This window comes from Nitratireductor mangrovi, from assembly GCF_007922615.2.
Classification (GTDB): Bacteria; Pseudomonadota; Alphaproteobacteria; order Rhizobiales; family Rhizobiaceae; genus Mangrovimarina; species Mangrovimarina mangrovi.
Genome location: NZ_CP042301.2, coordinates 1962541 through 1987007 on the forward strand (window position 1 = coordinate 1962541; position 24467 = coordinate 1987007).

23 protein-coding genes and 2 tRNA genes are annotated in these 24467 nt (G+C 65.0%); 4 read left to right on the plus strand and 21 right to left on the minus strand.

All coding sequences use genetic code 11. The annotated features are described in order from the left end of the window. Positions 1–26: 26 nt before the first annotated feature. From scpB to FQ775_RS09710, 6 genes are all read right to left on the minus strand, one after another. A complete protein-coding gene (gene scpB / locus FQ775_RS09685) occupies positions 27–773 on the minus strand; it encodes an SMC-Scp complex subunit ScpB (RefSeq protein WP_146297871.1) in 747 nt (248 codons plus the stop codon). Continuing rightward, positions 766–1569 (minus strand): segregation and condensation protein A, encoded by an 804-nt coding sequence (locus FQ775_RS09690; protein WP_146297872.1) that lies wholly within the window; start codon positions 1567–1569, stop codon positions 766–768. Before FQ775_RS09690 ends, scpB begins: the two co-directional genes overlap by 8 nt. A 60-nt stretch (positions 1570–1629) precedes the next feature. Continuing rightward, positions 1630–2649, minus strand: a complete 1020-nt coding sequence (gene nagZ / locus FQ775_RS09695) for a beta-N-acetylhexosaminidase (RefSeq protein WP_146297873.1) — start codon at positions 2647–2649, stop codon at positions 1630–1632. A 123-nt stretch (positions 2650–2772) separates the two neighbouring features. Further along, entirely contained in the window at positions 2773–6135 is a 3363-nt protein-coding gene (locus tag FQ775_RS09700; protein ID WP_146297874.1) for an SPOR domain-containing protein, read from the minus strand. 104 nt (positions 6136–6239) lie between these two features. After that, entirely contained in the window at positions 6240–7997 is a 1758-nt protein-coding gene (argS, locus tag FQ775_RS09705; protein ID WP_146297875.1) for an arginine--tRNA ligase, read from the minus strand. Between the two features lie 53 nt (positions 7998–8050). After that, the gene (locus FQ775_RS09710) at positions 8051–9274 is read right to left on the minus strand and encodes a deoxyguanosinetriphosphate triphosphohydrolase (protein WP_146297876.1); all 1224 of its coding nucleotides are present in this window, start codon (positions 9272–9274) and stop codon (positions 8051–8053) included. A gap of 68 nt (positions 9275–9342) precedes the next feature. Here FQ775_RS09710 and erpA point away from each other — a divergent pair, with 68 nt between their 5' ends. The 3 genes from erpA to FQ775_RS09725 all read left to right on the plus strand — a co-directional run bounded on the left by erpA (position 9343) and on the right by FQ775_RS09725 (position 11029). Beyond that, entirely contained in the window at positions 9343–9693 is a 351-nt protein-coding gene (gene erpA, locus FQ775_RS09715) for an iron-sulfur cluster insertion protein ErpA (protein WP_146297877.1), read from the plus strand. Positions 9694–9895: 202 nt separating this feature from the next. After that, the gene (gene xth, locus FQ775_RS09720) at positions 9896–10672 is read left to right on the plus strand and encodes an exodeoxyribonuclease III (RefSeq protein WP_146297878.1); all 777 of its coding nucleotides are present in this window, start codon (positions 9896–9898) and stop codon (positions 10670–10672) included. Between the two features lie 69 nt (positions 10673–10741). Further along, the gene (locus FQ775_RS09725) at positions 10742–11029 is read left to right on the plus strand and encodes a hypothetical protein (RefSeq protein WP_146297879.1); all 288 of its coding nucleotides are present in this window, start codon (positions 10742–10744) and stop codon (positions 11027–11029) included. A gap of 62 nt (positions 11030–11091) precedes the next feature. Here the strand turns inward: FQ775_RS09725 and FQ775_RS09730 are convergent, their stop codons facing one another. From FQ775_RS09730 to FQ775_RS09765, 8 genes are all read right to left on the minus strand, one after another. After that, positions 11092–11883 carry a tetratricopeptide repeat protein gene (locus tag FQ775_RS09730; RefSeq protein ID WP_146297880.1) on the minus strand — a complete coding sequence of 264 codons (792 nt, stop codon included), beginning with the start codon at positions 11881–11883 and terminating at the stop codon, positions 11092–11094. A gap of 379 nt (positions 11884–12262) precedes the next feature. After that, positions 12263–13195 carry a TerC family protein gene (locus FQ775_RS09735; protein ID WP_146297881.1) on the minus strand — a complete coding sequence of 311 codons (933 nt, stop codon included), beginning with the start codon at positions 13193–13195 and terminating at the stop codon, positions 12263–12265. Positions 13196–13408: 213 nt separating this feature from the next. Next, positions 13409–16192, minus strand: coding sequence for a valine--tRNA ligase (locus tag FQ775_RS09740; RefSeq protein WP_146297882.1), 2784 nt, complete (start codon positions 16190–16192; stop codon positions 13409–13411). Between the two features lie 173 nt (positions 16193–16365). Beyond that, positions 16366–17031 carry a PopZ family protein gene (locus FQ775_RS09745; RefSeq protein WP_246730317.1) on the minus strand — a complete coding sequence of 222 codons (666 nt, stop codon included), beginning with the start codon at positions 17029–17031 and terminating at the stop codon, positions 16366–16368. Between the two features lie 152 nt (positions 17032–17183). Next, positions 17184–18548 carry a TolC family outer membrane protein gene (locus FQ775_RS09750; RefSeq protein ID WP_432420055.1) on the minus strand — a complete coding sequence of 455 codons (1365 nt, stop codon included), beginning with the start codon at positions 18546–18548 and terminating at the stop codon, positions 17184–17186. A gap of 181 nt (positions 18549–18729) precedes the next feature. After that, a complete protein-coding gene (locus tag FQ775_RS09755) occupies positions 18730–19401 on the minus strand; it encodes a protein-L-isoaspartate O-methyltransferase family protein (protein WP_146297884.1) in 672 nt (223 codons plus the stop codon). Positions 19402–19481: 80 nt separating this feature from the next. Next, positions 19482–19555, minus strand: a tRNA-Cys gene (locus FQ775_RS09760). Positions 19556–19620: 65 nt separating this feature from the next. After that, positions 19621–19938: a hypothetical protein gene (locus tag FQ775_RS09765; protein ID WP_146301801.1), complete on the minus strand. Its 318-nt coding sequence runs from the start codon at positions 19936–19938 to the stop codon at positions 19621–19623. Positions 19939–20137: 199 nt separating this feature from the next. Between FQ775_RS09765 and FQ775_RS09770 the strand changes: the two genes are divergently transcribed. Beyond that, positions 20138–20212 (plus strand) — tRNA-Asn (locus FQ775_RS09770). Positions 20213–20694: 482 nt separating this feature from the next. Here the strand turns inward: FQ775_RS09770 and FQ775_RS09775 are convergent. The 7 genes from FQ775_RS09775 to FQ775_RS09805 form a co-directional block, all read right to left on the minus strand. Continuing rightward, a complete protein-coding gene (locus tag FQ775_RS09775) occupies positions 20695–21084 on the minus strand; it encodes a type II toxin-antitoxin system VapC family toxin (protein ID WP_146297885.1) in 390 nt (129 codons plus the stop codon). 2 nt (positions 21085–21086) lie between these two features. Then, on the minus strand, positions 21087–21347 hold the full coding sequence (locus tag FQ775_RS09780) for a type II toxin-antitoxin system VapB family antitoxin (protein WP_146297886.1): 261 nt from the start codon (positions 21345–21347) through the stop codon (positions 21087–21089). A 142-nt stretch (positions 21348–21489) separates the two neighbouring features. Further along, the gene (locus FQ775_RS09785) at positions 21490–21978 is read right to left on the minus strand and encodes a hypothetical protein (protein ID WP_146297887.1); all 489 of its coding nucleotides are present in this window, start codon (positions 21976–21978) and stop codon (positions 21490–21492) included. Between the two features lie 106 nt (positions 21979–22084). Continuing rightward, on the minus strand, positions 22085–22429 hold the full coding sequence (locus tag FQ775_RS09790) for a nitrile hydratase accessory protein (protein ID WP_246730319.1): 345 nt from the start codon (positions 22427–22429) through the stop codon (positions 22085–22087). Further along, on the minus strand, positions 22416–23075 hold the full coding sequence (nthB, locus tag FQ775_RS09795) for a nitrile hydratase subunit beta (protein ID WP_146297889.1): 660 nt from the start codon (positions 23073–23075) through the stop codon (positions 22416–22418). Before nthB ends, FQ775_RS09790 begins: the two co-directional genes overlap by 14 nt. Beyond that, the gene (gene nthA, locus FQ775_RS09800; protein WP_146297890.1) at positions 23072–23707 is read right to left on the minus strand and encodes a nitrile hydratase subunit alpha; all 636 of its coding nucleotides are present in this window, start codon (positions 23705–23707) and stop codon (positions 23072–23074) included. Before nthA ends, nthB begins: the two co-directional genes overlap by 4 nt. 47 nt (positions 23708–23754) lie before the next feature. After that, entirely contained in the window at positions 23755–24351 is a 597-nt protein-coding gene (locus tag FQ775_RS09805; protein WP_146297891.1) for a LysE family translocator, read from the minus strand. Between the last annotated feature and the right edge of the window lie 116 nt (positions 24352–24467).

The following is a 24467-nucleotide window of genomic DNA, read 5'->3' on the forward strand; positions in this document are numbered from 1 at the left end:
CGGCGCCAAACGCAGCGACGCTTCCGTCAATCATCCCCGCCGCGGGGTGTCAACAGGCCGAGTTCCTCGAGGTCGATGTCGGTCAGCGGGTCCTCGTCCTCGGTGAGTTCGTCGGGATCGGTCGGGGGCACCGGCACCGAGAAACTGGCCGGCATGCGTGCCGACAACAGCCCGGCGCCCTTCAACTCGTCCATGCCCGGCAGGTCGCGCAGTTCGGCGAGCCCGAAATGGTCGAGGAAATCGATCGTAGTGCCGTAGGTGACCGGGCGACCGGGCGTACGGCGGCGGCCGCGCATCCGGACCCAGCCCGTCTCCATAAGCGTGTCGAGCGTGCCCTTGGAGGTCTCCACGCCGCGGATTTCCTCGATCTCGGCGCGGGTGACCGGCTGGTGATAGGCGATGATGGCGAGCACCTCGAGCGCAGCGCGCGACAGCTTCTTCTGCTGGACCGCGTCGCGGCTCATCAGAAAGGAAAGATCGCCGGCCGTGCGGAAGGCCCATGCCTCTCCGACCTGGACGAGATTCACGCCGCGCTTTTCGTACTGCGCCTGCAGTTCTGCCATGACCGCCGGAATGTCCACATCCTCCGGCATGCGCATGGCGAGCGCCTTCTCCGTCACCGGCTCGGCCGAGGCGAACACGATCGCCTCTGCCATGCGCATCGCCTCGACCAGTTGCAGCCGTTCGGCGGGATTGTCGTTCGAAACCGCCTCGGCGAGGTCGTCTTCATCCGGGGCCAGCGAAAAAGCGCTGGCGTGACTTGCGTCAGACATTCGTCACCTCGTTGAGCGCCGGGTTGCGCGGCCGCGACCGCATGTAGAGCGGGGCGAAGGGTTCGTCCTGCCGGATTTCGATCGCACCTTCCCGCACCAGTTCGAGCGACGCGGCAAAGGAACTCGCGAGCGCGGTGGCACGCTCCTCCGGCGCGGTCAGATATTCGATCAGGAAACGGTCGAGTGCCGTCCAGTCGCGGACCGCGCCAACGAGACGGGCAAGCACCTCGCGTGCCTCCTGAAGCGACCAGACCGCCCGCTTGGCGATGCGCACATTGGTGACGGCCTGCCGCTGCCGCTGGCTCGCATAGGCCGCCAGGAGATCGTAGAGCGAGGCCGAGAATTCGGTACGCCGTTCCAGCACCACCGCCTCCGGCATGCCGCGCGCCATCACGTCACGCCCGAGCCGGTTGCGGTTGATGAGCCGGGTGGCGGCGTCGCGCATAGCCTCCAGCCGCTTCAGGCGAAACTGCAGGATCGCGGCCAGCTCCTCACCGCTCTCGCCATCGTCGCTTTCCTGCTTCGGGATGAGCAGACGTGACTTCAGATAGGCCAGCCAGGCGGCCATGACGAGGTAGTCGGCGGCAACCTCGAGCCGCAACTTGCGGGCCGCATCGATGAATTTCAGATATTGCTCGGCAAGCGCCAGGATCGAGATACGCGCCAGGTCGACCTTCTGGTTGCGTGCCAGATGCAGCAACAGGTCGAGCGGGCCCTCGAAGCCGGCGACGTCGACGACCAGCGCCGGCGCGGATGGATCGCGCGCATCGTCGTTCTCCGCCCACAGCTTCTCCATGGGGGTCGCGCCGTTCGTTGCCTTTTTTTCCGCGCCTGCCAATCGCGTGTTCCGCTCTTCCTATGCCACCCTGTCGGTCATGCCGGCGAACTCCGCCCGCAAGCCCGCCTCATCGCTGTCGTCGGGACGGGCAAGCAGCGACAGCACCCTGTCGGCCCGCTCGAGCGCCCGGCCCGCAAGCACCGGCGCCTCCTCGGCCACGTCCTGCATCTCGTCCAAAACGCCGTTGCAGTGAAGAACCACATCGCAGCCCGCCGCAAGAATGGCGCGGGTTTTTTGGGCGAAATCCCCAGAAAGCGCTTTCATCGAAATGTCGTCGCTCATCAAGAGCCCGTCGAAGCCGATCTCGCCGCGGATGATGTCGGCGATCACGCGCGCCGAGGTGGTGGACGGGTGGCCGGGATCGATGGCGCGGTAGACGACATGCGCCGTCATCGCCATCGGCAGGTCGCTCAGCGCCTTGAACGGTGCAAAATCATGGGCTCGCAGCTCATCGAGCGAGGCATCGACAATCGGCAGTTCCATGTGGCTGTCGGCGCGGGCGCGGCCGTGGCCGGGAATGTGCTTCATCACCGGCAGCACGCCGCCGGCCATCAGCCCGGCCGCGGCCGCACGGCCCATTGCCTCGACCGCGCCTGGCTCCCTGGCGTAGGCGCGCTGGCCGATGACATCGTGGGCGCCCTCGACCGGCACGTCGAGGACCGGCAGGCAGTCTGCATTGATGCCGAAGCCGGCAAGATCGAAGGCATGCAGGCGCGACATCAGCCACGCCGCGCGCAACCCCGCTTCGGGATCCCTGGCGTAGATGGCGCCGATCAGCGCGGCGGCCGGGTAGTTGGGCGCCAGAGGCGGACGCAGCCGCTGCACACGCCCCCCCTCCTGGTCGATGAAGACCGGCGCGCCGGCGCGGTCGACGCTGGCGCGCAACGCCGTCACCAGGGTCCGCACCTGCTCGGCATTGTCGATATTGCGCGCGAAAAGGATGAAACCCCAGGGCCGGTGGCGGCGATAGAAAGCCTCCTCCTCCGGCGAGAGGGAGGTTCCGGCGCAGCCGAGGATCATCGCTTTTGATTCGTTCATCGCGCGATCATAGCCTCGCAGGACTTGCCGCGCACTGACCAAGCTGCCGGCGGCCGGCCGGCCTTTCAAACGCGAAACCGGGCCGCATCGCGACCCGGTCCGCAATCGTCTTCCGGCCGGCTGCTACCTGGCGACGAAGCAACTGCCGCCGGCCGACTTGTAGCGCTCGCACAGGCTCGTTGCCTCGCCGCGGGTGCCGACCGGGATCCGCACCCGCCAGAACGTGCCCTTGCCGGCGATATCCGCCTTGACGATGTTGACGCCGCGGCCGCTCAGGATGGCGCCGTGGCGGCGGGCCAGATTGACGTAGCTCTCGCGGGCCGCCTCCGGCGACGGCTGCGACGCGATTTGCATCGACCATTCGCCCGGCTTGGGAGCGGTCTCATCAAGGGCCGCCACGCGGGTCTCGCCCTGGGCGGCGGCGCGCGTGTTGCCGACGATCTCCACCGGCTGGTCGGAAGGACGGGTCGGCGCGACCGGACCGCGTTCAGGCACTTTCTGCACGTCCGCGCGCGTGATCGTGGTCGTCTCCACCTTGCGTACAGGCGGCGTGGCGGCTTCGGTCGTGCTTTCGGCAGGCGGCGGTGCGGCGGCCTCGGCGACCGGCTCACTGGCGGCGGGTGCGGCCGGCTCTGGCGCGGGCTTTTCCGCTTCGACCGGTGCCGACGCGACTTCGACCGGTTCCGGGGCTGCTTCTTCGGCAGCCGGAGCAGCTTCTTCCACGGGCGCAGCCACTTCAGGCTTGGCGCTCGCCGTTTCGACCACTTCCTCGGCAGCCGGCACCAGCCGGGCCGGCACCTCGGCGGTGCCCGGGAGCGGTTCGGAGACGCCAGGCAGCACCTGGCGCACTTCAGCGGTCTCGGTCGGGGCAGCCTCCGCAGCGCCGGCTTCCGGCGCGGCATCCGCCGGCTCCTCGCGCGGTACCAGTGTGCCGTCAGGCTTGACGATCATGGTGCGAACGCGACGCGGCGTCACCAACGCGGGCTCTTCGGCAACGACCATCGGCAAGCCATTGTCGGCTTCGGGCAGGATTCGATCCTCGGACTTGGGCGGCGCTGCCGCGGCAAGTTCGTCCGAGGGGCTCTCGCCGGCGGTACGCGCGGCGAGATCAACCGGTTCCTCCTGCGAGGAAAGAAGCTTTTCCTGCGCCGGCGCCTCGGCCTCGGCCCCGCCCGAAACCCGTTCGTAGACGATCTTGTCCTCGTTCGGCACGGTGACGCCGCCAGGCTGCTCCGGCCGCACCTTGACCGGCGAAGGGTCGGCCTGCACCAGCGCCGGTGGCGCCTCGCCATCGCCTGATCCCCATGAAAGCCAGAACGCCGAAGCGCCGCCGACGATGGCCACGCCTGCGACCAGGGCCGCAATCAGCAGCCCACGCCGACCGGAACGCGGCTCCTCGGCCGCGGCCTCAAGCGCCTCGACTTCTTCAAAAGCGGCGGCAAAGGCTGCATCATCGGCATCGCCGAGCGCCAGTTGATCCTGTGACCAGTCGACCCCGGTCGCGGCTTGCGTTGCCGTTGCCCCGGCCCAATCAGCGGCCCTATCATCATCCGGCAGGTCCAGGCCCGGCAAATCGGCCTTAAAGCCGCCATCATCAACGGCGGCATGCGCAGGCGTCAGTTCATCGTCATCCGTCGCCGGAAGCGGCCCTCGCATGGACAGCGGACCGGCATCGGTGGCGCGATGCCAGACGGGCGACTGACGAGCATCGACGCGCGTGTCGAGATCGCCATAGGCTGCGGCGAATTCGAGGTCGAGTTCGTCGGCGAGGTCGAGATGCGGCGGCTGCTCATCCGGCGCAAGCTCGGGAATGCCGGCATCGTCGGAAAGTTCGACCGTCGGTTCCGGCACCTCGACGGTATCGAATTCCAAACCGTCGAAGTCGCTTGCGGCGACGGAGAATCCCGGACCTGAGGCTGGCCCATTCGACCAGCCGACCGCCGCAGACGCGGAAGCGCCCGCTACGTCATCCGCATCCTCGTCGTATAGGGAAACGGGTGCGTCTCCGCCTTCATCCAGGGCGCGCGGTTCGTCCATTCCGAAGCCGGAAAAGCCTGCATCTGGCTTATGCAGCATTTGCTCGATGCCGGCGAGCAGCTGGTCCGCAGGGGCGGCTTCCTCGTCTTCGGCAGGTGCCGGATCGACCGGTTCATCAGTTGGCAAGGTCGACCAGGGTGGGGACATGACGTCCGCGTCAGTTGCACCGATCGCGGCCGAATCGTCGATGATCTCATCCGCGCTCAGTTCATCCGCGCTCAGCTCATCCGTGTCGGGCTTTTCCGCCGCAGGCGCAGCTGCTGCAAACGGAGACCCATGCGCAAAGATCTCGTCCAGCACGGGATCGGGCGCGCCGGCGCCGGCGTCGTCGTCGTGCGTTCCCTCGGGTGTCGTCTCCGCAAGATACTCCGGGTCAGCGGCGCCGTGATGCGCAACGTCCTGCGCTTCCTGCGCTTCGAACACGTTGCTTTCGGCATCCGAGGCGGCATCATCGTCCTCGGCGTGCGGCACGAATGCCGCGGCAGCGTCAGAACGCTTGCCCGGCAGTCCGTCGACCTGCCCGACGGCGTCCGTGGCCGGCTCGCCATCTTCAAAAGGATCGGCAAAGGCCTGCTGCGGCTGGTCCTGTTCAACCGGCATTTCCGGCCCTTGCTCGTCAACCGTCTCGAATTCCGGAGCATTGGCCTTGCCGGATGCATTGAGATCGAAGGGCTCCAGATCGTCCAGGGTGATCAGCGGCTTGGAGGCGTCCTGCGATGCGACTTCGACAGGTTCCTCGGCAACTGTCTCGTTGTCGGCGACTTGTCCTCGCGAGGCGGCAAGCTGGTCCGTCGAGCGCTTGGCCATCGCCGCCAGTTCGGCGAAGGGATCGAAATCCTCGGCCCGCTGGGCAGCGGCCGGAACCTCGGGCATGGCGGCCCGCTGGGGCACCACAGGTTCCATCGGCGCCGGGCTATCTACAACCTTTTCCGCAGCCTGGCCTGCAGGCTCGGCCCGCACGGCGTCATCGGCCCCGGCAACCGGCGCGGCATGACGCGGCTGCTCGGCGGTTGGGCCACCGAAATCCATGTCCACGGCCGCCCGTGAATAGTCCTCGAAATCAATCTGCGCGGCCGCCTCCGGTTCGGGTTCCGGCCCCGGGTCTGCGTAGGGCTCGGCAGCCGGCTCGTCGGCCACATCGTGCCCCCCGAAGGCCGCCGAGAATTCCGCTTCGAGTTCCGCCTCGAAATCGGCTCCAAGGTCAGGAACCTCGTTGGTCGGCGCGGGCGCAGGTGTCCTGTCTGGGAACGCCATGACCCGCGACGACTCGGCCGCTTCGTCCTTTTCGAATTCGCCAAGAAGCTCGCGCTCGAGGTCGATGCCGAAATCGTCGAATTCGGCCTCCTCCCCCGGCTTCGGCACCCCCATGATGCGTGACAGTTCCGCGAGAGGATCGCCTTCGGCGAAGTCGTCATCGCGCCTGATCTTCAACTGCTTGAGGTCTGCCATGCCCTTTTCCGCACTCAATACTCGTCCGCGCGTTGAAAACGGCGCGAGTTTGTGGCCGTTAACAGCCTATTGTGGGCAAAAGGTGACAGGTATTTCCGGTTTGCCTAGCGCATTTCTTCCGGCGCTTCGGCTCCCAGGAGACCCAGCCCGGACGATAGAACGTCGAGGACCGCCTGCACCAATCCCAACCTGGCCTTGGTCAATTCTGGTTCGTTAACCTTAATAAACCGTAAGTCGGGGTTGTCGGTGCCCCGGTTCCAAAGGGCGTGGAACTGGCTGGCGAGGTCGTAGAGATAGAAGGCGATACGGTGCGGCTCGTGCGCCTGCGCGGCACTCTCGATCAGGCGCGGATATTCGGCGATCTTCTTGACAAGGGCAATCTCGGCCTCGTCGGCGAGCAGTTGCACTGCGGCCGTGAGCCTATCCCGGGTCAATGCATCCGCGCCGAACTGCTCCGCCGCCTGCCGGAACACGGAGTGGCAGCGCGCCGAGGCATACTGGACGTAGAAGACCGGGTTGTCCTTCGACTGCTCGGTCACCTTGGCAAAGTCGAAGTCGAGCGGAGCGTCGTTTTTGCGGTAAAGCATCATGAAGCGGATCGGATCGCGCCCGACCTCGTCCACGACCTCGCGCAAGGTGATGAAATCGCCGGAGCGTTTCGACATGCGTACCGGCTCGCCGCCGCGATAAAGCTTGACCAGCTGGCACAGGAGCACATCGATCCTGAGCGCGTCGCCGCCGATGGCGCGTCCCAGCGCCTGCAGTCGCTTCACATAGCCGCCATGATCGGCGCCGAGCACGAAAACGAGCTGTTCGAAGCCGCGCGCATGCTTGTCGTTCATGTAGGCGACGTCGGCGGCGAAATAGGTGAAGGAACCGTCTGACTTGACCAAAGGCCGGTCGAGGTCGTCGCCGACATCGGTCGAACGGAACAGGGTCTGCTCGCGGTCCTCCCAATCGTCCGGCTTTTGGCCTTTGGGCGGCGGCAGCTTGCCCTTGTAGACATGGCCGCTCATCGTCAGGTCGGCGATCGCGGAACGGATCTTGCCACCATTGCCGGCATGCAGGCTGCGCTCGGAAAAGAACACCTCGTGATGCACGTTGAGCGCGGCGAGGTCGGCGCGGATCATCTCCATCATGGCCTCGATGGTGCGGTCCTTGACCAGCGCCAGTGCCTTGTCGCCGGCCATGCCGAGCAGCGTTTCGCCAAACTCCTCGACCAGCGCCTTGCCGACCGGCACGAGATAGTCGCCCGGATAGAGCCCGGCAGGGATCTCGCCGATCGTCTCGCCAAGCGCCTCGCGGTAACGCAGCATTGCCGATCGAGCGAGCACGTCGATCTGCGCGCCGGCGTCGTTGATGTAATATTCCTTGGTGACGGCGTAGCCGGCGAACGCCATCAGATTGGCCAGCGTGTCGCCGACCACCGCGCCGCGGCAGTGGCCGACATGCATCGGGCCGGTCGGATTTGCCGAGACATATTCGACATTGACCTTGCGGCCGCCGCCGATCGACGAGCGGCCATAGTCCGCGCCCGCTGCGAGCATCTCGCGCAGCCGCGCCTGCCAGAAGCCGTGATCCAGCGTTAGGTTGATGAAGCCCGGACCGGCGACATCGACCGCCGCCACTTCGGGTTCGGCGCGCAGCCGCTCGGCAATGCGGCCGGCAAGCTCGCGAGGGTTTTCGCCAACGGCCTTGCAAAGCACCATCGCGGCGTTGGTCGCGAGGTCGCCATGAGCGGCGTCGCGCGGCGGCTCGACCGTGACACGCGAAAAGTCGAGCCCCTGCGCCGCGGCAGGCGCGAGATCAAGCGATTCGATGGCCTTCGTGATCCGATCACGAAAATCGGCAAAGATATTCATGGTCTGTGCGTCCGGATGAAAATGTGACCGGGTGGCCGCGGTCGGGCGCACGCCTATCCGATCTCGGGCGTACGGTCAAACAGCCGTCGATGCTCCTTGATGGCGTATGTGTCTGTCATGCCGGCCAGGAAGTCGGCGACATGACGCGCCTTGACGGTATCGTCGGCGCGACGCAGTACCTCGCGCCAGCCTTCCGGCATTTGTGCCGGTTCGGCGAAATAGGCATCGAAGAGGTCGCGCACGATCCGCTCGGCGCCGGCGCGCACGGCCATGACGTCCGGATGGCGGTAGAGATTGGCGTAGAGAAAGTCCTTCAACTGACGTTCGGCCACGCGAAAATCATCCGAGAAGCGAAAAATCGTCTCGCCGGCCGCCCGAACGTCGCCAGGCGAACCGGGCCGCAAATCGTCGAGCCGCGCCCGTGCCATCAGGATGACGTCCTCGACCATGCGCGTGATCTGCCGCCGTGTGAGTTCATGGCCGGTGCGAACGGCGTCGAGGCGCGGATAGCGTTGCCTGACCTCGGTCAGGATCTCGGCCGTGAAGGGCACGTCGAGCAGCATGTCGAGCGTCAGCAGCCCGGCCCGCAGCCCGTCGTCGATGTCGTGCGCGTCATAGGCGATGTCGTCGGCGATCGCCGCTGCCTGCGCCTCGAGGGAGGCGTGGGAGGCAAGGTCGAGCGGAAACAACGTGTCGAAATCGCGCACGATGCGCGGCAGCGGGCCACCGATTCCCTCCCCAGCCACATCGAGCAGCGGGCCGTTGTGCTTGACCAGCCCCTCGAGCGTTTCCCAGGTCAGGTTCAGCCCCTCGAACTCGGCGTAGCGGCTCTCAAGCCGGGTAACGATGCGCAACGACTGGGCGTTGTGATCGAAACCGCCATAGGCGGCCATGCGTTCGTTTAGCGCCTCCTCGCCGGTGTGGCCGAAGGGCGTATGACCGAAATCGTGCACCAGTGCGACGGCCTCGGCCAGATCCTCGTCGAGACAGAGCGCCCGGGCCAGTCCGCGCGCGATCTGCGCGACCTCGATCGAATGGGTCAGCCGGGTGCGGAAATGGTCGCCTTCGTGAGCGATGAAGACCTGGGTCTTGTGCTTCAGGCGGCGGAAGGCGGTGGAATGGACGATGCGGTCGCGGTCGCGCTGGTAGTCGGTGCGGGTGCGACTGGCCGGCTCGGGATAGAAACGTCCGCGCGTACCTGCAGGGTCGCAGGCATAGGGCGCGCGCGGCCGGTAGCCGAGGCCGATCTCGGAAAAGGTCTGCGTGTCGTCGGACATGGGCCGCCGGTTGACTTGCGATAACGCGCTTCATACCTATTGAGCGATTGCGAATTCAAGGTGACGTGATGGGCGCCGACGCAAAGTCAGCAATGAAGGGTGTGGAACTCACCGACGCGGCGGCCGCGCGGATCGCGCGGATCGTCGGCGACGAACCGGGCAAGATCGCCTTGCGCGTCTCTGTGGAAGGCGGCGGTTGTTCGGGCTTTTCCTACGCTTTCGACCTCGCCGACACACGTGCCGACGACGATATCGCCATCGAGAAGAACGGCGCGACCGTGCTCATTGACGAGATTTCGCTGGTCTATATGGGCGGCTCGGTGATCGACTTCGTCGACGACCTCATGGGCCAGTCGTTCCAGATCAGGAACCCGAACGCTGTCGCCTCCTGCGGCTGCGGAACCAGCTTCTCGATCTGACGCGGTCGGGCAATCGTTGAAAGGCCGCTCGACGGGAGCGGCTTTTTCCACGATGCCTACCGCACCCGTTGTGTCAGTCGTCTCGCTGTGCCCCTCTTCTCAACGCCTTTGTGATCAGGATAGAAGTCCGGGTGGCTGGGACGCCTTTGATGCGCCCCGCACGTCCGAAGAAGTGGGACCCGAAAGGATCGGCTGCAGTTTCATGAAAATCGCGACGTGGAACATCAACGGCGTCAAGGCACGCATCGACAATCTCCTGACCTGGCTTAAGGAAAGCCAGCCGGACATTGCCTGCCTGCAGGAGATCAAATCCGTCGACGACCAGTTCCCCCGCATGGAGATCGAATCGCTCGGCTATCACGTCGAAACCCACGGCCAGAAAGGCTTCAACGGCGTCGCTATCCTGTCAAAGCTGCGCTTCGACGAAGTCAACCGGCGGCTGCCGGGCGACGATTCCGACGAACAGGCGCGCTTCATGGAAGGCGTGTTTTCGACCGAGCGCGGCGCTTTGCGGGTCGTCTCGCTCTACCTTCCGAACGGTAACCCGCTCGGATCGGAGAAATTTCTCTACAAGCTTGCCTGGATGGACCGGCTTGAGAGATGGGCCGCCGACCGGCTGATGCTGGAAGAACCGATCGTGCTTGCCGGCGACTACAACGTGATCCCCCAGCCCGAAGACGCGAAGAATCCCGAAGCCTGGCTCAACGACGCTCTTTTCCAGCCGGAAAGCCGCGGCGCCTTTCGGCGCCTGGCCAATCTCGGCTTCACGGACGCGGTGCGCGCATCGACCGACGACGTGCTCTACACATTCTGGGACTATCAGGCCGGCGCCTGGCAGAAGAACAACGGCATTCGCATCGACCATCTGATGCTGTCGCCGGAAGCCGCCGACCGGCTCGCCGCGGCCTCGGTGGAAAAGCACGTGCGCGCATGGGAAAAGCCGTCCGACCACGTGCCGGTTGTCATCGAACTCAACTGAGGTAGCAGGCTATCGCAAGCTCAACGCTTGCGATTGGGGAAATGCGCAGGATCGTGCTATTCTGCGTGCATGAGACGATGGATCCTGCTTCCGGTCCTGCTGATCGCCCCTATGGCGACGCTCGCCACGGCGCGGGCGGACTGCACCTGCGTCGCCAATGGCCAGCGTTACCAGGAAGGTGAACTGGTCTGCCTGAAGCTTTCGAGCGGCTCGTGGCTGGCGCGCTGCGGCAAGGTGCTCAACAACACTGCATGGAAAAAGGTGCAGGATGACTGCCCGTTGAGCCAGGTCGACGAGCGGCCTGCATCCCCTGCCCCGGAGCCGCTGAAAACAGCCGAGCTTCTGCCCGCCGACTGAGCCCGATTCTACCGGAGTAGCCGCCTCAACCTTGTCGATTGCGGCGAGGCGTTTCTGGCCGGCTACTTGCCGACGCCCTTGCGGATCATGTTTTCGGAAAGCGCGATCGCCGTACGCCGGTCGGATTCGCCGGCGAGCGAAAAGGCCTCTTCCTGCATGCCACGTATCCACGGCAGGTCGGCGGGCGCTGCCCGTTCGAGCGCAGCCGTCATCATGGCCAGACCCTTCACGACCTTGCCGCTCTGGAACAAGAGATTGCCGAGCGTCGCCTGCGCGCCGGCATGCCCCTTCTCGGCGGCAAGCTGCAGCCAGCGGCCGGCCTGCCTGACGCTGGAGCGCACGCCCTCGCCGTTCAGGAACATCCTGCCAATCTCGTACTGCGCATTGGGATTGCGGTAGTTGGCGGCCGCACGCATGTAATATTCCTGCGCGGCAATCGGATCGGCCCGCACCGAGGTGCCGGGAATGCCCCGGCGCAGATAATTGGCAACCGCCACCAGCGCATCCGAGACGTAGCTCTCCTCGGGACTTCCCGGAGCGACGTCCTGCTGGACGATTTCGTTGAAAGCCTTGAAGGCCTCATAGTCGTCGCGCGCGACGCCGTCACCCTCGGCATACATCCGCGCCAGCTTCCAGCGCGCACCGATCTGCCCCTTTTCGGCGGCGTAGCGGTAGGCCTCGACGGCCTCTTCCTTGTGGCCCTGCTGGTAGGCTGAATACCCGAACTTGAAGACAGCCCACGGGCTTTTCTCCTTGATGGCGTTCGGATCGAGGGCATAGGCGTTGCCGGCGGCAAGACCCGCCGCAAAGAACGCACCAAACAGGACCGGTCTGGTCCGACCTGACATCAGCATGACTTCGCGTTTCTTCTTCCGTCCGAAAAGGCGGCCAGCCGAGCGGCGCCTTCCCGTCGTTTTCCATCAGACCGTCCGCTCACCAGCGCCATTGCCCAACCGAATCGGCCCTCGGCCGCGACCCGTGCCGCTTTCGAAGGAATGTGGTGGTATGCAGTAACGCTGTCGTACACGATCGGTCTTACGTTCTTTCTGGCCCCGTCGCCCTTCACGGGCAACCGCGGTAGCTTCCAACCCCGCCGCACCCGCGCTTTCGGGGTGCGATTCCATTATGGCGGCATCGGGGCAAACGGCCACCTGATCCGATATACCGCAGAGCTTACGGAAAGAGTGTTGCCGAAACGTCACAAAGGCGGGGGCCCGAACCTGTAGCCGGGCCTCAGCCGCGCGCTTCGCTGCGCTTCCTGTCGCGAGTCAGGATCGATGCCACCACCGATCCCACGATCAGGAGCGCCGTCACGGTGAGCGCGACAGTGGAGGGGATCTCGTAGAAATGGGCCAGCAGCATCTTGGCGCCGATGAAGATCAGCACCAGCGAAAGGCCGGTCTTCAGGTGATGGAACTCACGCATCATGCCTGACAGGACGAAGAACAACGCCCTGAGGCCCATGATCGCGAAGACGTTGGAGGAAAACACGATAAACGGATCGTTGGAGATCGCCAGAACCGCCGGGATCGAATCGACCGCGAAGACAAGGTCAGTGACCTCGACGGTCATCAGCACCACGAAAAGCGGCGTCATGTAGAGCAGGCCGTGGCGGCGGACAAAGAAGCGCGACCCTTCATATTCCTGCGTGACGCGGCCGGTCTTTTTCAGGAACCTGACGACGCGGCTTTCGCCCGGATCGATCATCTCGTCGGACGACATCATCATCTTGTAGCCGGAAAAAACCAGCAGCGCGCCGAGCGCCATGCCAACCACGAAGAACTGGTCGACCAGCTTCACACCCGGGACGATCAGCGACAGGCGCATGACGATCGCGCCGACGATACCGTAAAACAGCACCCGGTACTGCGCTTCCGGCGGCACCCGGAAATAGGCAAAGATGAGCGCGATGACAAAGATGTTGTCGAGCGACAAGGCTTGCTCGACCAGGTAGCCGGTCAGGAACTCGGCTCCGCGGTCAGCGCCCGCGAACCAGAAAATGCCGGCGGCGAACAGCATCGCCAGCGATACGTAGCCGGCGACCGTCAAAGCGGCCTCGCGGGTCGAGATCACATGATCGCGGCGGTGCAGCACGAAAAGGTCGAATATGAGAATGACCGCGACGAAGGCCAGAAAACCGGGCCAAAGCCACTCATGTTCAATCATCTGAAAGGCTGCACGTAGCGCCGCGTCAGCGCATTCGTCGTTCGGTCCGACATCACAGGCAACGCCTTGCCTGCCAGAGGGGCCCGGGCCGTGTGACAGGTCCTCTAGATGCGCCTGTTCGCACGCTTTTTCAAGCGCGCCGGCGCGGCATATCGAATTTTGTTATGCCGCGGAACAATGTGTCGCGGCGGCCGAAAAGCCGCGACACCTTCTCTACCCGGCGGCGGACACCCGCGAGAGCGCGGTCTTCACCCGGTCGCGCGAGGCCTGGAACTCGGCCATCTTCTCGCGCTCGGACGCAACGATCTCGTCCGGCGCGCGAGCAACGAACTTCTCGTTGGCGAGCTTTTTCTGGATGCGCGAGATCTCGCCGTCGAGCCTGGCGATCTCCTTTTCCAGCCGCGCCGCCTCCGCCTTGAGGTCGATGAGTTCGCCAAGCGGCAGGCAGGCCGTGGCCTCGCCGACCACGATCTGGGCCGAGCCCTTCGGCGCCTCGGCGCGCTCGACGATCTCGGTGACGCGCGCCAGCCTATGGATCGCCGGCTGATGCCGCTTGAGGCGCTCTTTCGTCTCCTGCGAGGCGCCGATGACCGCGAGCGGCGCGGTGGCCGATGCCGGCACGTTCATTTCCGAGCGAACCGAACGAATGCCGGAGACGAGTTCGACAAGCCAGTTGATGTCGGCGGCGGCATCCTCGTCCTCGAACTCCAGCGCCGGCCAGCGCGTCAGCGCGAGCATGTCGTCGCGCTCGCTGCCTTCGCCCGCCGTCCGCGCCCAAAGCTCCTCGGTCATGAACGGCATCATCGGATGCAGCAGCTTGTAGATCTGGTCGAGCACGTAGGCCGCGCAGGCGCGGCTTTCGGCAGATGCCTGTTCGTCGTCGCCGGCGAAGATCGGTTTCAGGAGTTCGAGGTACCAGTCGCAGAAGAGGTTCCAGACAAAACCGTACGCACCGGCCGCGGCTTCGTTGAACCGGTAGCTGGTGACCCCCTTGGTGATCGCCTTTTCGGCGCGGGTGAGTTCGGTGAGGATCCAGCGGTTGACGGTGAGCCCGGCGTCCTCGGGCCTGAAGGCAGGATCGCGCGCGACGCCGTTCATCTCGGCGAAGCGGGTCGCGTTCCAGAGCTTGGTGCCGAAATTGCGGTACCCGGCAACACGCGCCGGGTCGAGCTTCACGTCGCGTCCCTGCGCCGCCATGATGGCGAGCGTGAAGCGCAGGGCGTCGGCGCCGTAGTCGTCGATCAGTTCCAGCGGGTCGATGACGTTGCCCTTCGACTTCGACATCTTGGCGCCGTTCTTGTCACGGACCAGGGCATGGACATAGACCGTGTGAAACGGCTCTTCCTCCATGAAATGCAGCCCCATCATCATCATCCGGGCGACCCAGAAGAAGATGATGTCGAAGCCGGTGACCAGCACCGAGGTCGGGTAGTAGCGTTTCAGTTCCGGCGTCTCGTCGGGCCAGCCGAGCGTTGAAAACGGCCACAACGCCGAAGAGAACCAGGTGTCGAGGACGTCCTCGTCGCGCGTCAGGATGTCGCCCGGCGAGAAGTTCTCGAGCTTGTCTTCGACCCATGCCTTCCAGGGCGTGTCGACGGCGAGATAATATTCGACCGCGGCGTCGAGTGCCTCCTTCTCGGTCTTTTCGACAAAGACGTGGCCGTCGGGCCCGTACCACGCCGGGATCTGGTGGCCCCACCAGAGCTGGCGCGAAATGCACCAGGGCTGGATGTTTTCCATCCACTCGAAATAGGTCTTCTCCCAGTTTTTCGGCACGAAGTCGGTGCGGCCTTCGCGCACGCTCTCGATCGCCGGCACGGCCAGCGTCTCGGCGTCGACATACCACTGGTCGGTGAGGAAGGGCTCGATCGGCACGCCGCCGCGGTCGCCATGCGGCACCGTGTGGCGGTGCGGTTCTGTCTTTTCGAGAAAACCGCCCTCCTCCATGATCTTCACGATCAGCTTGCGCGCCTCGAAACGGTCGAGCCCGTGCAATTGGTCCCAGACACCGCGCTGCAGTTCGGTTGCTTCAAGGCCGTGGAGGAAGTCCTCGTTGTCCTTGATGTTTATGGCCGCCTCGACGGTCAGAACGTTGACCGCGCGCAGCTTGTGGCGCTTGCCGACCTCGAAGTCGTTGAAATCGTGCGCCGGCGTGATCTTGACCGCGCCTGAGCCTTTTTCCGGGTCCGAATAGTCGTCGGCGACGATCGGAATGCGTCGGCCGACAATCGGCAGGACGACGTTCTTGCCGACGAGTTCGTGGTAACGCTCGTCGTCGGGGTGAACGGCGACCGCGGTGTCGCCAAGCATGGTTTCGGGCCGTGTCGTGGCGACAGTGATGAAGGTCGAAGGGTCCTCGGCATCATAGGCGACGCCTTCGACCGGGTAGCGGAAATGCCAGAGATGGCCGTCGAGTTCGATCTGCTCCACCTCGAGATCGGAGATCGCGGTGAGCAGCTTCGGGTCCCAGTTGACCAGCCGCTTGTCCTTGTAGATCAGCCCCTGCTTGTAAAGCGCGACAAAGACCTCGATGACGGCCTTCGAGAGACCTTCGTCCATGGTGAAGCGCTCGCGCGACCAGTCGCAGGAGGCGCCGAGGCGCTTCAACTGGTTGACGATCATGCCGCCCGACTCGGCCTTCCACTGCCAGACCCGGTCGACAAACTCCTCACGCGACAGGTCGCGGCGGTGGATCTGCTGTTCCATCAGCTGGCGCTCGACTACCATCTGCGTGGCGATGCCGGCATGGTCCATGCCCGGCTGCCAAAGCACGTCCTTGCCGCGCATGCGTTCGAAACGCACCAGGATGTCCTGCAGCGTGTTGTTGAGAGCATGGCCCATGTGGAGGGACCCGGTGACATTGGGCGGCGGTATGACGATCGTGAACGTCTCCGCACCGTGTTCAGCGCCGGCGCCGGCGCGAAACGCGTGCGCCTCCTCCCATCGCTCGGCGATGCGTGGCTCGACGCTTGCCGCGTCGTAGGTCTTTTCAAGCATGGAAAACGTCCGCGCTGTCAGGCAAATGTCGCTGCGGCTGTAAACCGGAAGGGTCGCCGCAAGTCAACAAGGCAGACGGCGCGGACACGACCGCCGCCCACGCGAAAGGGCCGCAGCCTGCGCTTAAGATCGTCCGGGAACGTTGCGCCACGCGGCCAGCGGCGCCGCGCAGGTCAGCGGTCGCCGCGCGCGATGCGTTCAATCTCCTCGCGGACCAGCTTCTCGACCAGCGTCGGCAGGTTGTTGTCGAGCCAGTCCTGCAACATCGGGCGGATCATCTCCTCGGCCATCTCGTCGAAGCGTTTGCGCCTGTTTTCGGCAAAGGCGTCGGAAAGCTCGTCGAACGCCGCTGCCACCTGGCGTCCCGTCCGCTCCGAAATGATGCCCGCGCGGACGGCTTCAGTGCCACCGCGATCCTCATCGCTTGCGGTCGGATACGCCGCGGGTTCCGTGACCGGCGCGGATTCGATTTCCGCCTCCATGGCCGAGGAGAGTTCCGTGAAGGCGTCGCGCTCATCCTCCTGGCCCGCTTCCGTCGCGTGCTCCGGCTCCGTCCATTCTGGCACGGCTGCCTGCGGCACTTCCAGGTCAACGTGTTCGTCGGGCTGGGGCTCCTCGCCCTTCCCCAGTTCCTCGCTGAACGAGCGCATTTCCGGACTTGTATCGTCGTCGGTCGTGCCGGCGGCCACTTCGTCGACCTCCGTCTCGTCCGTCGCCGGACGGCCCTGATCACTATCCTCGATTATCCGCCTGATGGAGGCCAGGATTTCCTCCATCGACGGCTCCTTCTGCAGACTCGTCGACTGTGGCACCATTGATTCCGCCGCTTCGCTGGCCATCGCCCGCTTCTCCTTCACTCTTCGGGGCACTCGTAACCCGAATCATGAACAAGCCTAACTGAGGGGACTCTTTGAGAGAATCCCCGTCATGATGGCGATTTCGGTTTCGCACAGGATTGCCGGCAACAGGCGTGGCGGCCGGCCGGTCGACCTCAGCGGCCGTCGGGCGTCCTGAGGCCGAACCATTTGTCCTTCACGGCCTCGTAGTGTTCCTCGGGCCGGTACTCGGCCACCTTGAGCCCGAGGCGGGCAATGGACAGTCGACCCATCGAAGACAGGATTGCGTAGCTCGCCACCACCAGGTCACGCTCCGCGGAAACCAGATTGATGCGAGCCGAAATCACATCGTCCTGGGCATCGAGCACGTCAAGGGTTGTTCGCTGGCCGACATTGCGCTCCTCGATCACACCGTCGAGGGCAAGCTGCGCGGCCGAAACCAGTTCGCGGTTCGCCGCGACCACTTCGGCGGAGGCCGTGTACTGGGTCCAAGCGGAAGTCACGGCGGCACGAACCTGGTCGTGACTGACGTCGACCTCGATGCGGGCCTGGCCAAGCTCCTCCTTGGAGCGGCGCACATTGGTGGCAGCCGCCCCACCCTGATAGAGCGGGATGGTCAGGGTTGCGCCGATGTCGGCGGCATTGAAAGTGCCACTGGTGCCGGCCGGATCGGGCGAATTATGGCGGAAGCCGCGCGACACCGACGCACTGGCCGAAACGCCGGGGAGCAGCGCGCCCTCCGCCGACTTCACCGCGAAGCCTGCCGCATCGACCAGATGCTGGGTGGCACGGATCGCCGGATGTTCGGCCGACGCAATGGCAATCGCCTCGCCCAGCTTGTTGGGCAACAGCTTGGCAAGCGGACGGGCAGCCTGGAGCTTGCCCGGGTCGTCGCCGACGATCTGGCGATAGACGGCCGAACTCGAAAGCACCTGGGCCCGCGCCGCCGACAGTTGTGCGACGGCGCCTGACCGCCCGGCCTCGGCTTGCGCGACATCGGTGCGGGTGCCCTCGCCCACCTCGAAACGCGACCGCGCGGCGCGCACCTGCTCTTCCAGGAACTCGAGGTTGCGCTCGCGCAGAACGGCGACCTGACGGTCGCGGATGACATCCATATAGGCGGCAGCCGCGTTGAACAGCGTGTTCTGCTCGGTGTTGCGCAGCGATTCATTGGCCGCGCGCACCTGTGCCTCGGCGGCGCGCACATTGTTGCGGGTCTGGAAACCGTCGAACAGCGTCTGCCTGATCTCTACGCCAAACGAGCCCGCCGATATGCGGGTTCCGGCCTGGCTGGCATAGCTGATGGTCCCGACAGCGGCGACGGTCGGGCGGTACCCGGACTTGGCCAGGGGCACACCTTCGTCGGTGATACGCACGCCCGCACGGGCCGAATTGAGGCTCGAATTGTTCACGTAGGCCTTCGAGAGGGCCCCGCCGATCGTCTCGGCGAGTGCAGCACCCGGAACCGTTACCGCCGCAGACACCAGCAACGCCGCCCAAAACTTGCTCTTCAACGCCACGACCGACCTCTCGAAACCACCGACGCGACCGCGGGGCCGCAACAACACAAATCGGGCGTCCCCGTGAGGCCGGCCCGTCTCATCCCCCGCTTTGACATCCGCGCCGCAGCGCCGATCACAAACAAAAACGCTCGCCGGTCCAACATGACCGTACCGTGCCCGTAGCGCAACCGGCCCGGACCTAGAACTCGAAGGCAGCCTCCTTCTGGAAGCCTGGCAGCGGTTCGACCGCGGCATTGAAGCCGCGCCGCCAGGAAACCGTGCCGCCCTGCTTCAGGTAAAGGCGCGCAACACCGGCATTGCCGTGTCCCTCGACCGCGACCAGGCGGCCGCCTTCACGCAACTGGTCGAACAGTTTTTCAGGTATTTGGTCCACCGCGCCACCGATCAGGATCACGTCGTAAGGGGCCTCGGAGGCGTAACCCTCGGCCAGCGCGCCTTCCACCACGGCCACATTGTCGCAACCGAGTTCCGAAAGCAGCCTGGTGGCGTCGGCCGCCAGCGTCGGCTCGCTTTCGAGCGCGATGACGGAGCCCGCCAGTCGCGACAGCAATGCGGCCGAATAGCCGGTGCCGGTGCCGATATCGAGCGCCACATCGCCGGGCTCGACGGCGGCAAGCTGGATCAGCCGGGCAAGCGGCGAAGCCTCCATCAGGAACCGTTTCTGGCCCGAGTCGGTCGGCGTGATCTCCACATCCTCGTCGATATAGGCAAGTTCCCTGCGCCGCTGCGGCACAAACGCCTCGCGCGGCACGGCAAGGAAGGCATCGAGGACCGGAATGCTGGTGACGTCGGTGGTGCGCAACTGCCCATCGACCATCTTCCGCCGAAGTAGCTCGAAGTCAGCACTCATCCCGTCCGCCCCGTTCGCCGCCGCGCGGCGCGATGTCCTTCAGGGCGGCGATCACCGCCCAGCCAGCGAATGCGGGAGATTGGAGGCCTCGCCCGGAATCGAACCGGGGTGCAAGGATTTGCAGTCCTCTGCGTAACCACTCCGCCACGAGGCCTCGACCCGCAGGCTTTACGAAGCGACCTGTTAACAGAGGGTCACCGGACCGACAAGCGCCTCTCGTCAAAATCCGCGCCGACTGCTTTCCTCGCGCTCGGCAGTGTCGGTGCGCCGCTGTTTGCGCCGCGACCACCACACCGCGATGCGCCGGCGCAGACGGCGTACAACGGGGATGTCGTAGGAGAGCACCATGAGCCCGACCGGGACCATCCAGTAACCGAGCACCGGCAGGAAACCGAAGAAAAGCCCAAGCAGCACCAAAAGCGTGCCAATGGTGATGCGCAGCGGGCGCGAGCGCGGCAGCGGGATGCGTCGCCCGAGGATTGATATGCCGGGCTTGGCCGCCGTAGCCCCGCCGGCCGCTTCACTGTCCCGCGACATATCCATGCTCTCTTCGACTTCTCCTTCTGACACGGTCGGTCAACGCCAGCCGGTCCCGTGAGGTTGCGTAGCCGGCAGGCTGATATGATGGCGTATGATCGCGATTGCGAGGGAGAATTCGCCTCCAGGACGGAAAAACGCGCTTGGCAAAGCGGAAACCGTTTTGCTATAGGCACCCCACTTCGCGCGAGCGCACTGTTCCCCGGTAGCTCAGCGGTAGAGCAACCGGCTGTTAACCGGTTGGTCGCTGGTTCGAATCCGGCCCGGGGAGCCATTCTTTTCGACAAGATCATTGGCTGCGCCGGAATGGTGCCGCGACAGCTTGCTGCCGATTTTGGGACGCCAAAGCCGGCTTGGCCGTACAAGCCGTGTTACCGGCGTCTCGCTCGAGACGGTCAAATGCCTCCGAAAAGCGAACATCGGCGACCGGCCAAGCCACTCAATGGCGGGTGCCCAGGTTCCTTTAGCCGCCGGTTTGCGCCGCGCCGACATCGCGTCGGCACCCACCGGCCACCCAACGCAAGCCTCACCCCCGCGGCATGATTGAGGGAGGCTAGGAGGGCACGATGCATACGAAAAAGGCCGGGACGCGCCCGACCTTTCCCTGCGTCTCCATCCAGTCTGCCAGTACATCCGTGGTCAGACGCGAAGACGATCTCTTCTCGCGCACTGACTCGCACGGCGACGTGACGAGAGGATGACGTTTCGGCCGACCAACCGCCATCCTCGCAGCGGTACTCTCAGAGAATCAAAAAACTACCCGAGATCAGTGTGGGCAAAATCGTTCCCCTTGTAGAGCAGCGGCACCCCTGCGCGCTTGGCCATCGCATAGGAGATACAATCCCCCAGGTTGAGGCGCGCGGGATGGCTGCTGCCCTTGCCGTAGGTATCACGGGCTATGGCGATGTCGATCAGGTGTTCTTCGTCGATTGGCTCGATCGAGACATCGGCCCGTTCAAGAAACTGAAGCGCGTCTGCCAGTGCCGAGACACAACTGCCGGTAAGCGTACCGAGCGCGATCGCCGCCTCGAAAACGGAGATCGGCGACGTGATGCACTGATCCGCCTGCTCGATCGCATCAAGGAAAAACTCCCGTTCCGTCTCCCCTTTCAGGATGGCGACTTGTGCCGATGCATCCACATACATAGCTATGTCCCCTCGTCCCAAAGATCATCGTAGAAGGCCTTGTCGGTTGCCGTCTGCGCGCGAGGCAGCCGGTCCAGCCTGTCAAGAAGCGGCTTTACGCGTTCGGCAAGGCGTCCACGCGCCTTGATACGTGACCGTGCCTCCTCTGCAACCAGCGCTTCACCAACAGCTTCCCTGATCGCGGCGGTGATACCAATTCCACGCTTATGAGCCAGTTGTCTGACCATGGCGTCAGTCTCCTCGTCTTTAACGTGTATCACCATCTTATATACCGCTTTAAAGTTGTTATGTAAAGTTGATTTTACCGTATATAAAAACGGAACACAATAGGAACAAATAGGTCACGAAGGGCACCCCGGTCCATGAGGACTGACTGGCCACCGCTTGCAGCGCCGTCCGTACCGCCTACTGCATCGTGTTTTTCGCGTAGCCCGGCCCGACGGTCAGCGGCTTGTCCGGCACGACCTCGTCGCCGATCTGCGAGCGGATGGCGAGTTCGTGGCGCCACAAGACCTCGCGCTCCTCGCGGTCGATGACACGGATGGCGACCTTGTAGGGCTTGTCCTTTTCCACGCCGCGCAACGACGGCGAGCGCAGCGAATAGCGCGCCGTCTGGGTCCCGACCCGCGTGCGCACGACATGGTCGGGCCCGCCGCCCGGGTCTTCGAACGCGGCCTCGATGATCGAGCCGACCGGCAGCGGCCGCTCCACCAGCGCGGTAAAGCCGTAATAGACGTCGGCGACGCGGTAGTTGAACATGAAGCCGCCGCCCAGGATCTTCAGATAGGGCTTGTCGTCGGGATTCTCCCGCGTCATCCAGCCGATCGCCAGCAACACCGCCAAGAGCGCGGCGCTGGCAGCCAGGATGCGTGGGAGAGTTATGCTGTTGACCATGGCCTTTGCCTTTCCAGCGGCCCGGCGGAAATTATCATGCCAGCTCGCCGCCCGGAACGCGCCGGCGCCGGGCGCCGCAAGCATTGCTGACAGAAGCTGACCGCCGCTAGCCGCCTTTGTGCCCCAGCGGATCGTTCTCCAGCGCAATCGGCCGGCCATGCGGGGTCGCCCGCGCCGCGCGCCGCCAGGCCGCGGCCGTCTCGGCCAACAGTCTTTCGTCGGCGAGCCCTTTCCGCGCGAGCAGCCCCTCCAGCGCGTCGAGCAGCGAATGGTAATAGTCTTCGCCGGTCGGCGAGAGCCCCGGCCGGCCACGCTCGCGACCCAGCGCCTCGGCCCATTCCACCGCCGTGAACACGCCGGCATCCTGCAGCGCCACCGCCAGCGCGAAGGCCTCGGCCTGCCACGGTGCATCGAAGGCCGGCGCGTCGGCTGCCGGCTCAGGCCGGTTCAAGATAGCTCTCCCAAGCATCCACGCTGACCGTCAGCGCCGGGTCGGCGCTCTCGCCCCAGAGTTCGGCGGCGGAAAACACCACGGTGTAGAGCCATTCGGGGCTTTCGCCCTGCCCATGCGCGTTGCTGTCGGGCAGCACGAAGCCGCCGCGCACCGCCTCGACGGTGCCGACATGGCCGCGCGCATAGCGCGGCAGCCTTGTATGGCCTTGCGGATGGTTGTTCTTCGCCCTGACCCGATCGCCGGCCTTGAAGCGCGCCGGCGTCGGGACTTCCCGATCGCAGGGTCCGCCCCTGGCGAGCGTGGCGGCGACCTCGTCCGCCGCGAGAACCCGTTTCGGGTTCGTGCCGCTGCCGAGTGCCTTTCCTGCCGCGCGTTCGTCGGCAGTGACGAAGCCGCGACGTTCGAGCAGGTTTTCCAGCGCCCGGATCCAGATTTCGTAATAGCTCGCCGAATAGTAGACCGCCGGGTGCAGGCTTTCGCGCGCGTGGCGGCTTTCGTCGATGGTCCAGTGTCCCATGCCGCCGGCCGCGAGCGTCACGCCCAGCGCGCGCTTCTCCCATTCGGCGTGAAAGACCGGTTCGTCCCGTTCGGGCGCCACCGGCCCGAACCCCATCTGGCCGCCAAGATCGTGCGCGCCGTTCATGCGGCCTCCGCCTTGAGCGCCAGGCCGGTGCCGATCATGGAATCCCGCGTCACCAGCCCCGCGAGCCTCTCCTCGTTCCAGCCCTGCGTCCTCTCGGGCCGCTCCGGCACCACGAGATAGCGCAGCTCAGCGGTGGAATCCCACACGCGGATTTTCTTCTCCGCCGGCAGGGTCAGGCCGAATTCCGCCAGAACACTGCGCGGTTCGATCACCGCCCGCGACCGGTAGGGCGGCGATTTGTACCAGACCGGCGGCAGTCCGAGCACCGACCAAGGGTAGCAGGAGCACAGCGTGCAGACGACGAGGTTGTGCGTTTCGGCGGTATTGAACACCGCCTGCATGTGCTCGCCCTGGCGGCCGGTATAGCCAAGCGACGCAATCGCCGCCGTCGCGTCCTTGCGCAGCCATTCGGCAAATGCGGGATCGCTCCAGGCGCGGGCGACCACGCGCGCGCCGTTCTGCGGCCCGACCTTGTGCGCATAGGTCTCGACGATCGCATCCACAGCGGCCGGGTCGATCAGGCCCTTCTCGGTCAGGATTGTCTCGAGCGCCCTGACCCGCGCCGCCATCGGGTCGAGGTCGTTGTCGTGCGGGTGGTCGTGCCCGTGCGAGTGATCGCCGTCATGCGCCATGTGCGGACCTTAGGTTTACCGGTGCGCCCCGGCAAGGCGCCACAATGTCAGGCAAGCATCGGCCACAGCGTTGCCGCCAGCAGCACGCCCATGGCGATGTTGAACCATTTCAGCCGCACCGGGTCGGACAGGAAATTGCGCAGGGCCATTCCGAACGCTGCCCATGACGAAACGCATGGAAAGTTCACCAGCCCGAAGGCGACCGCCACCAGCATCACCGACAGGAACGGTTGCTCGGCGCTGGTGTAGAGCGCCATCGCGGTCACCGCCATCACCCAGGCTTTGGGGTTGACCCACTGGAAGGCCGCCGCCGACAGAAAGCTCATCGGCCTCGCCCCGCCTTCGCCGCCCTTGCCGAGCGACCGCGACATGCCGATGCGCCATGCGAGGTAGAGAAGATACGCGCCGCCGGCGACCTTCAGCGCCAGGTGGAGCGGCGGAAACGTCGAAAGCACCGCGCCGAGCCCGAAGCCGACCGCCAGAAGCAGCGTCACGAAACCGGCCCCGATCCCCAGCATGTGCGGGATGCTGCGCCGGAAGCCGAAATTCACGCCCGAGGCGAGCAGCATGAAATTGTTCGGTCCCGGCGTGATCGACGAGACGAAGGCAAACACCAGCAATGCCAGAAAGACGTCGAAAGCCATCGTCATGCTCCCGAATTTTACGGCAGCATTATTGTCCTATTTTTCAGCAGACGTCGAAGCCGAACTTGTCGCCACGACAATAAAGCGCCTCGAAGCCATCGCCGGGAAGCAAGCCG

Coding starts and splice junctions, on each gene's coding strand:
- FQ775_RS09780 (WP_146297886.1), bottom strand. CDS start 21,347: ATGGTGATACACGTTAAAGACGAGGAGACTGACGCCATGGTCAGACAA.
- FQ775_RS09710 (WP_146297876.1), bottom strand. CDS start 9,274: ATGTCCGACGACACGCAGACCTTTTCCGAGATCGGCCTCGGCTACCGG.
- FQ775_RS09725 (WP_146297879.1), top strand. CDS start 10,742: ATGAGACGATGGATCCTGCTTCCGGTCCTGCTGATCGCCCCTATGGCG.
- FQ775_RS09775 (WP_146297885.1), bottom strand. CDS start 21,084: ATGTATGTGGATGCATCGGCACAAGTCGCCATCCTGAAAGGGGAGACG.
- FQ775_RS09735 (WP_146297881.1), bottom strand. CDS start 13,195: ATGATTGAACATGAGTGGCTTTGGCCCGGTTTTCTGGCCTTCGTCGCG.
- FQ775_RS09745 (WP_246730317.1), bottom strand. CDS start 17,031: ATGGCCAGCGAAGCGGCGGAATCAATGGTGCCACAGTCGACGAGTCTG.
- FQ775_RS09730 (WP_146297880.1), bottom strand. CDS start 11,883: ATGCTGATGTCAGGTCGGACCAGACCGGTCCTGTTTGGTGCGTTCTTT.
- nagZ (WP_146297873.1), bottom strand. CDS start 2,649: ATGAACGAATCAAAAGCGATGATCCTCGGCTGCGCCGGAACCTCCCTC.
- FQ775_RS09805 (WP_146297891.1), bottom strand. CDS start 24,351: ATGGCTTTCGACGTCTTTCTGGCATTGCTGGTGTTTGCCTTCGTCTCG.
- FQ775_RS09765 (WP_146301801.1), bottom strand. CDS start 19,938: ATGTCGCGGGACAGTGAAGCGGCCGGCGGGGCTACGGCGGCCAAGCCC.
- nthA (WP_146297890.1), bottom strand. CDS start 23,707: ATGGCGCATGACGGCGATCACTCGCACGGGCACGACCACCCGCACGAC.
- FQ775_RS09785 (WP_146297887.1), bottom strand. CDS start 21,978: ATGGTCAACAGCATAACTCTCCCACGCATCCTGGCTGCCAGCGCCGCG.
- FQ775_RS09755 (WP_146297884.1), bottom strand. CDS start 19,401: ATGAGTGCTGACTTCGAGCTACTTCGGCGGAAGATGGTCGATGGGCAG.
- nthB (WP_146297889.1), bottom strand. CDS start 23,075: ATGAACGGCGCGCACGATCTTGGCGGCCAGATGGGGTTCGGGCCGGTG.
- erpA (WP_146297877.1), top strand. CDS start 9,343: ATGGGCGCCGACGCAAAGTCAGCAATGAAGGGTGTGGAACTCACCGAC.
- scpB (WP_146297871.1), bottom strand. CDS start 773: ATGTCTGACGCAAGTCACGCCAGCGCTTTTTCGCTGGCCCCGGATGAA.
- argS (WP_146297875.1), bottom strand. CDS start 7,997: ATGAATATCTTTGCCGATTTTCGTGATCGGATCACGAAGGCCATCGAA.
- FQ775_RS09700 (WP_146297874.1), bottom strand. CDS start 6,135: ATGGCAGACCTCAAGCAGTTGAAGATCAGGCGCGATGACGACTTCGCC.
- FQ775_RS09690 (WP_146297872.1), bottom strand. CDS start 1,569: ATGGAGAAGCTGTGGGCGGAGAACGACGATGCGCGCGATCCATCCGCG.
- xth (WP_146297878.1), top strand. CDS start 9,896: ATGAAAATCGCGACGTGGAACATCAACGGCGTCAAGGCACGCATCGAC.
- FQ775_RS09740 (WP_146297882.1), bottom strand. CDS start 16,192: ATGCTTGAAAAGACCTACGACGCGGCAAGCGTCGAGCCACGCATCGCC.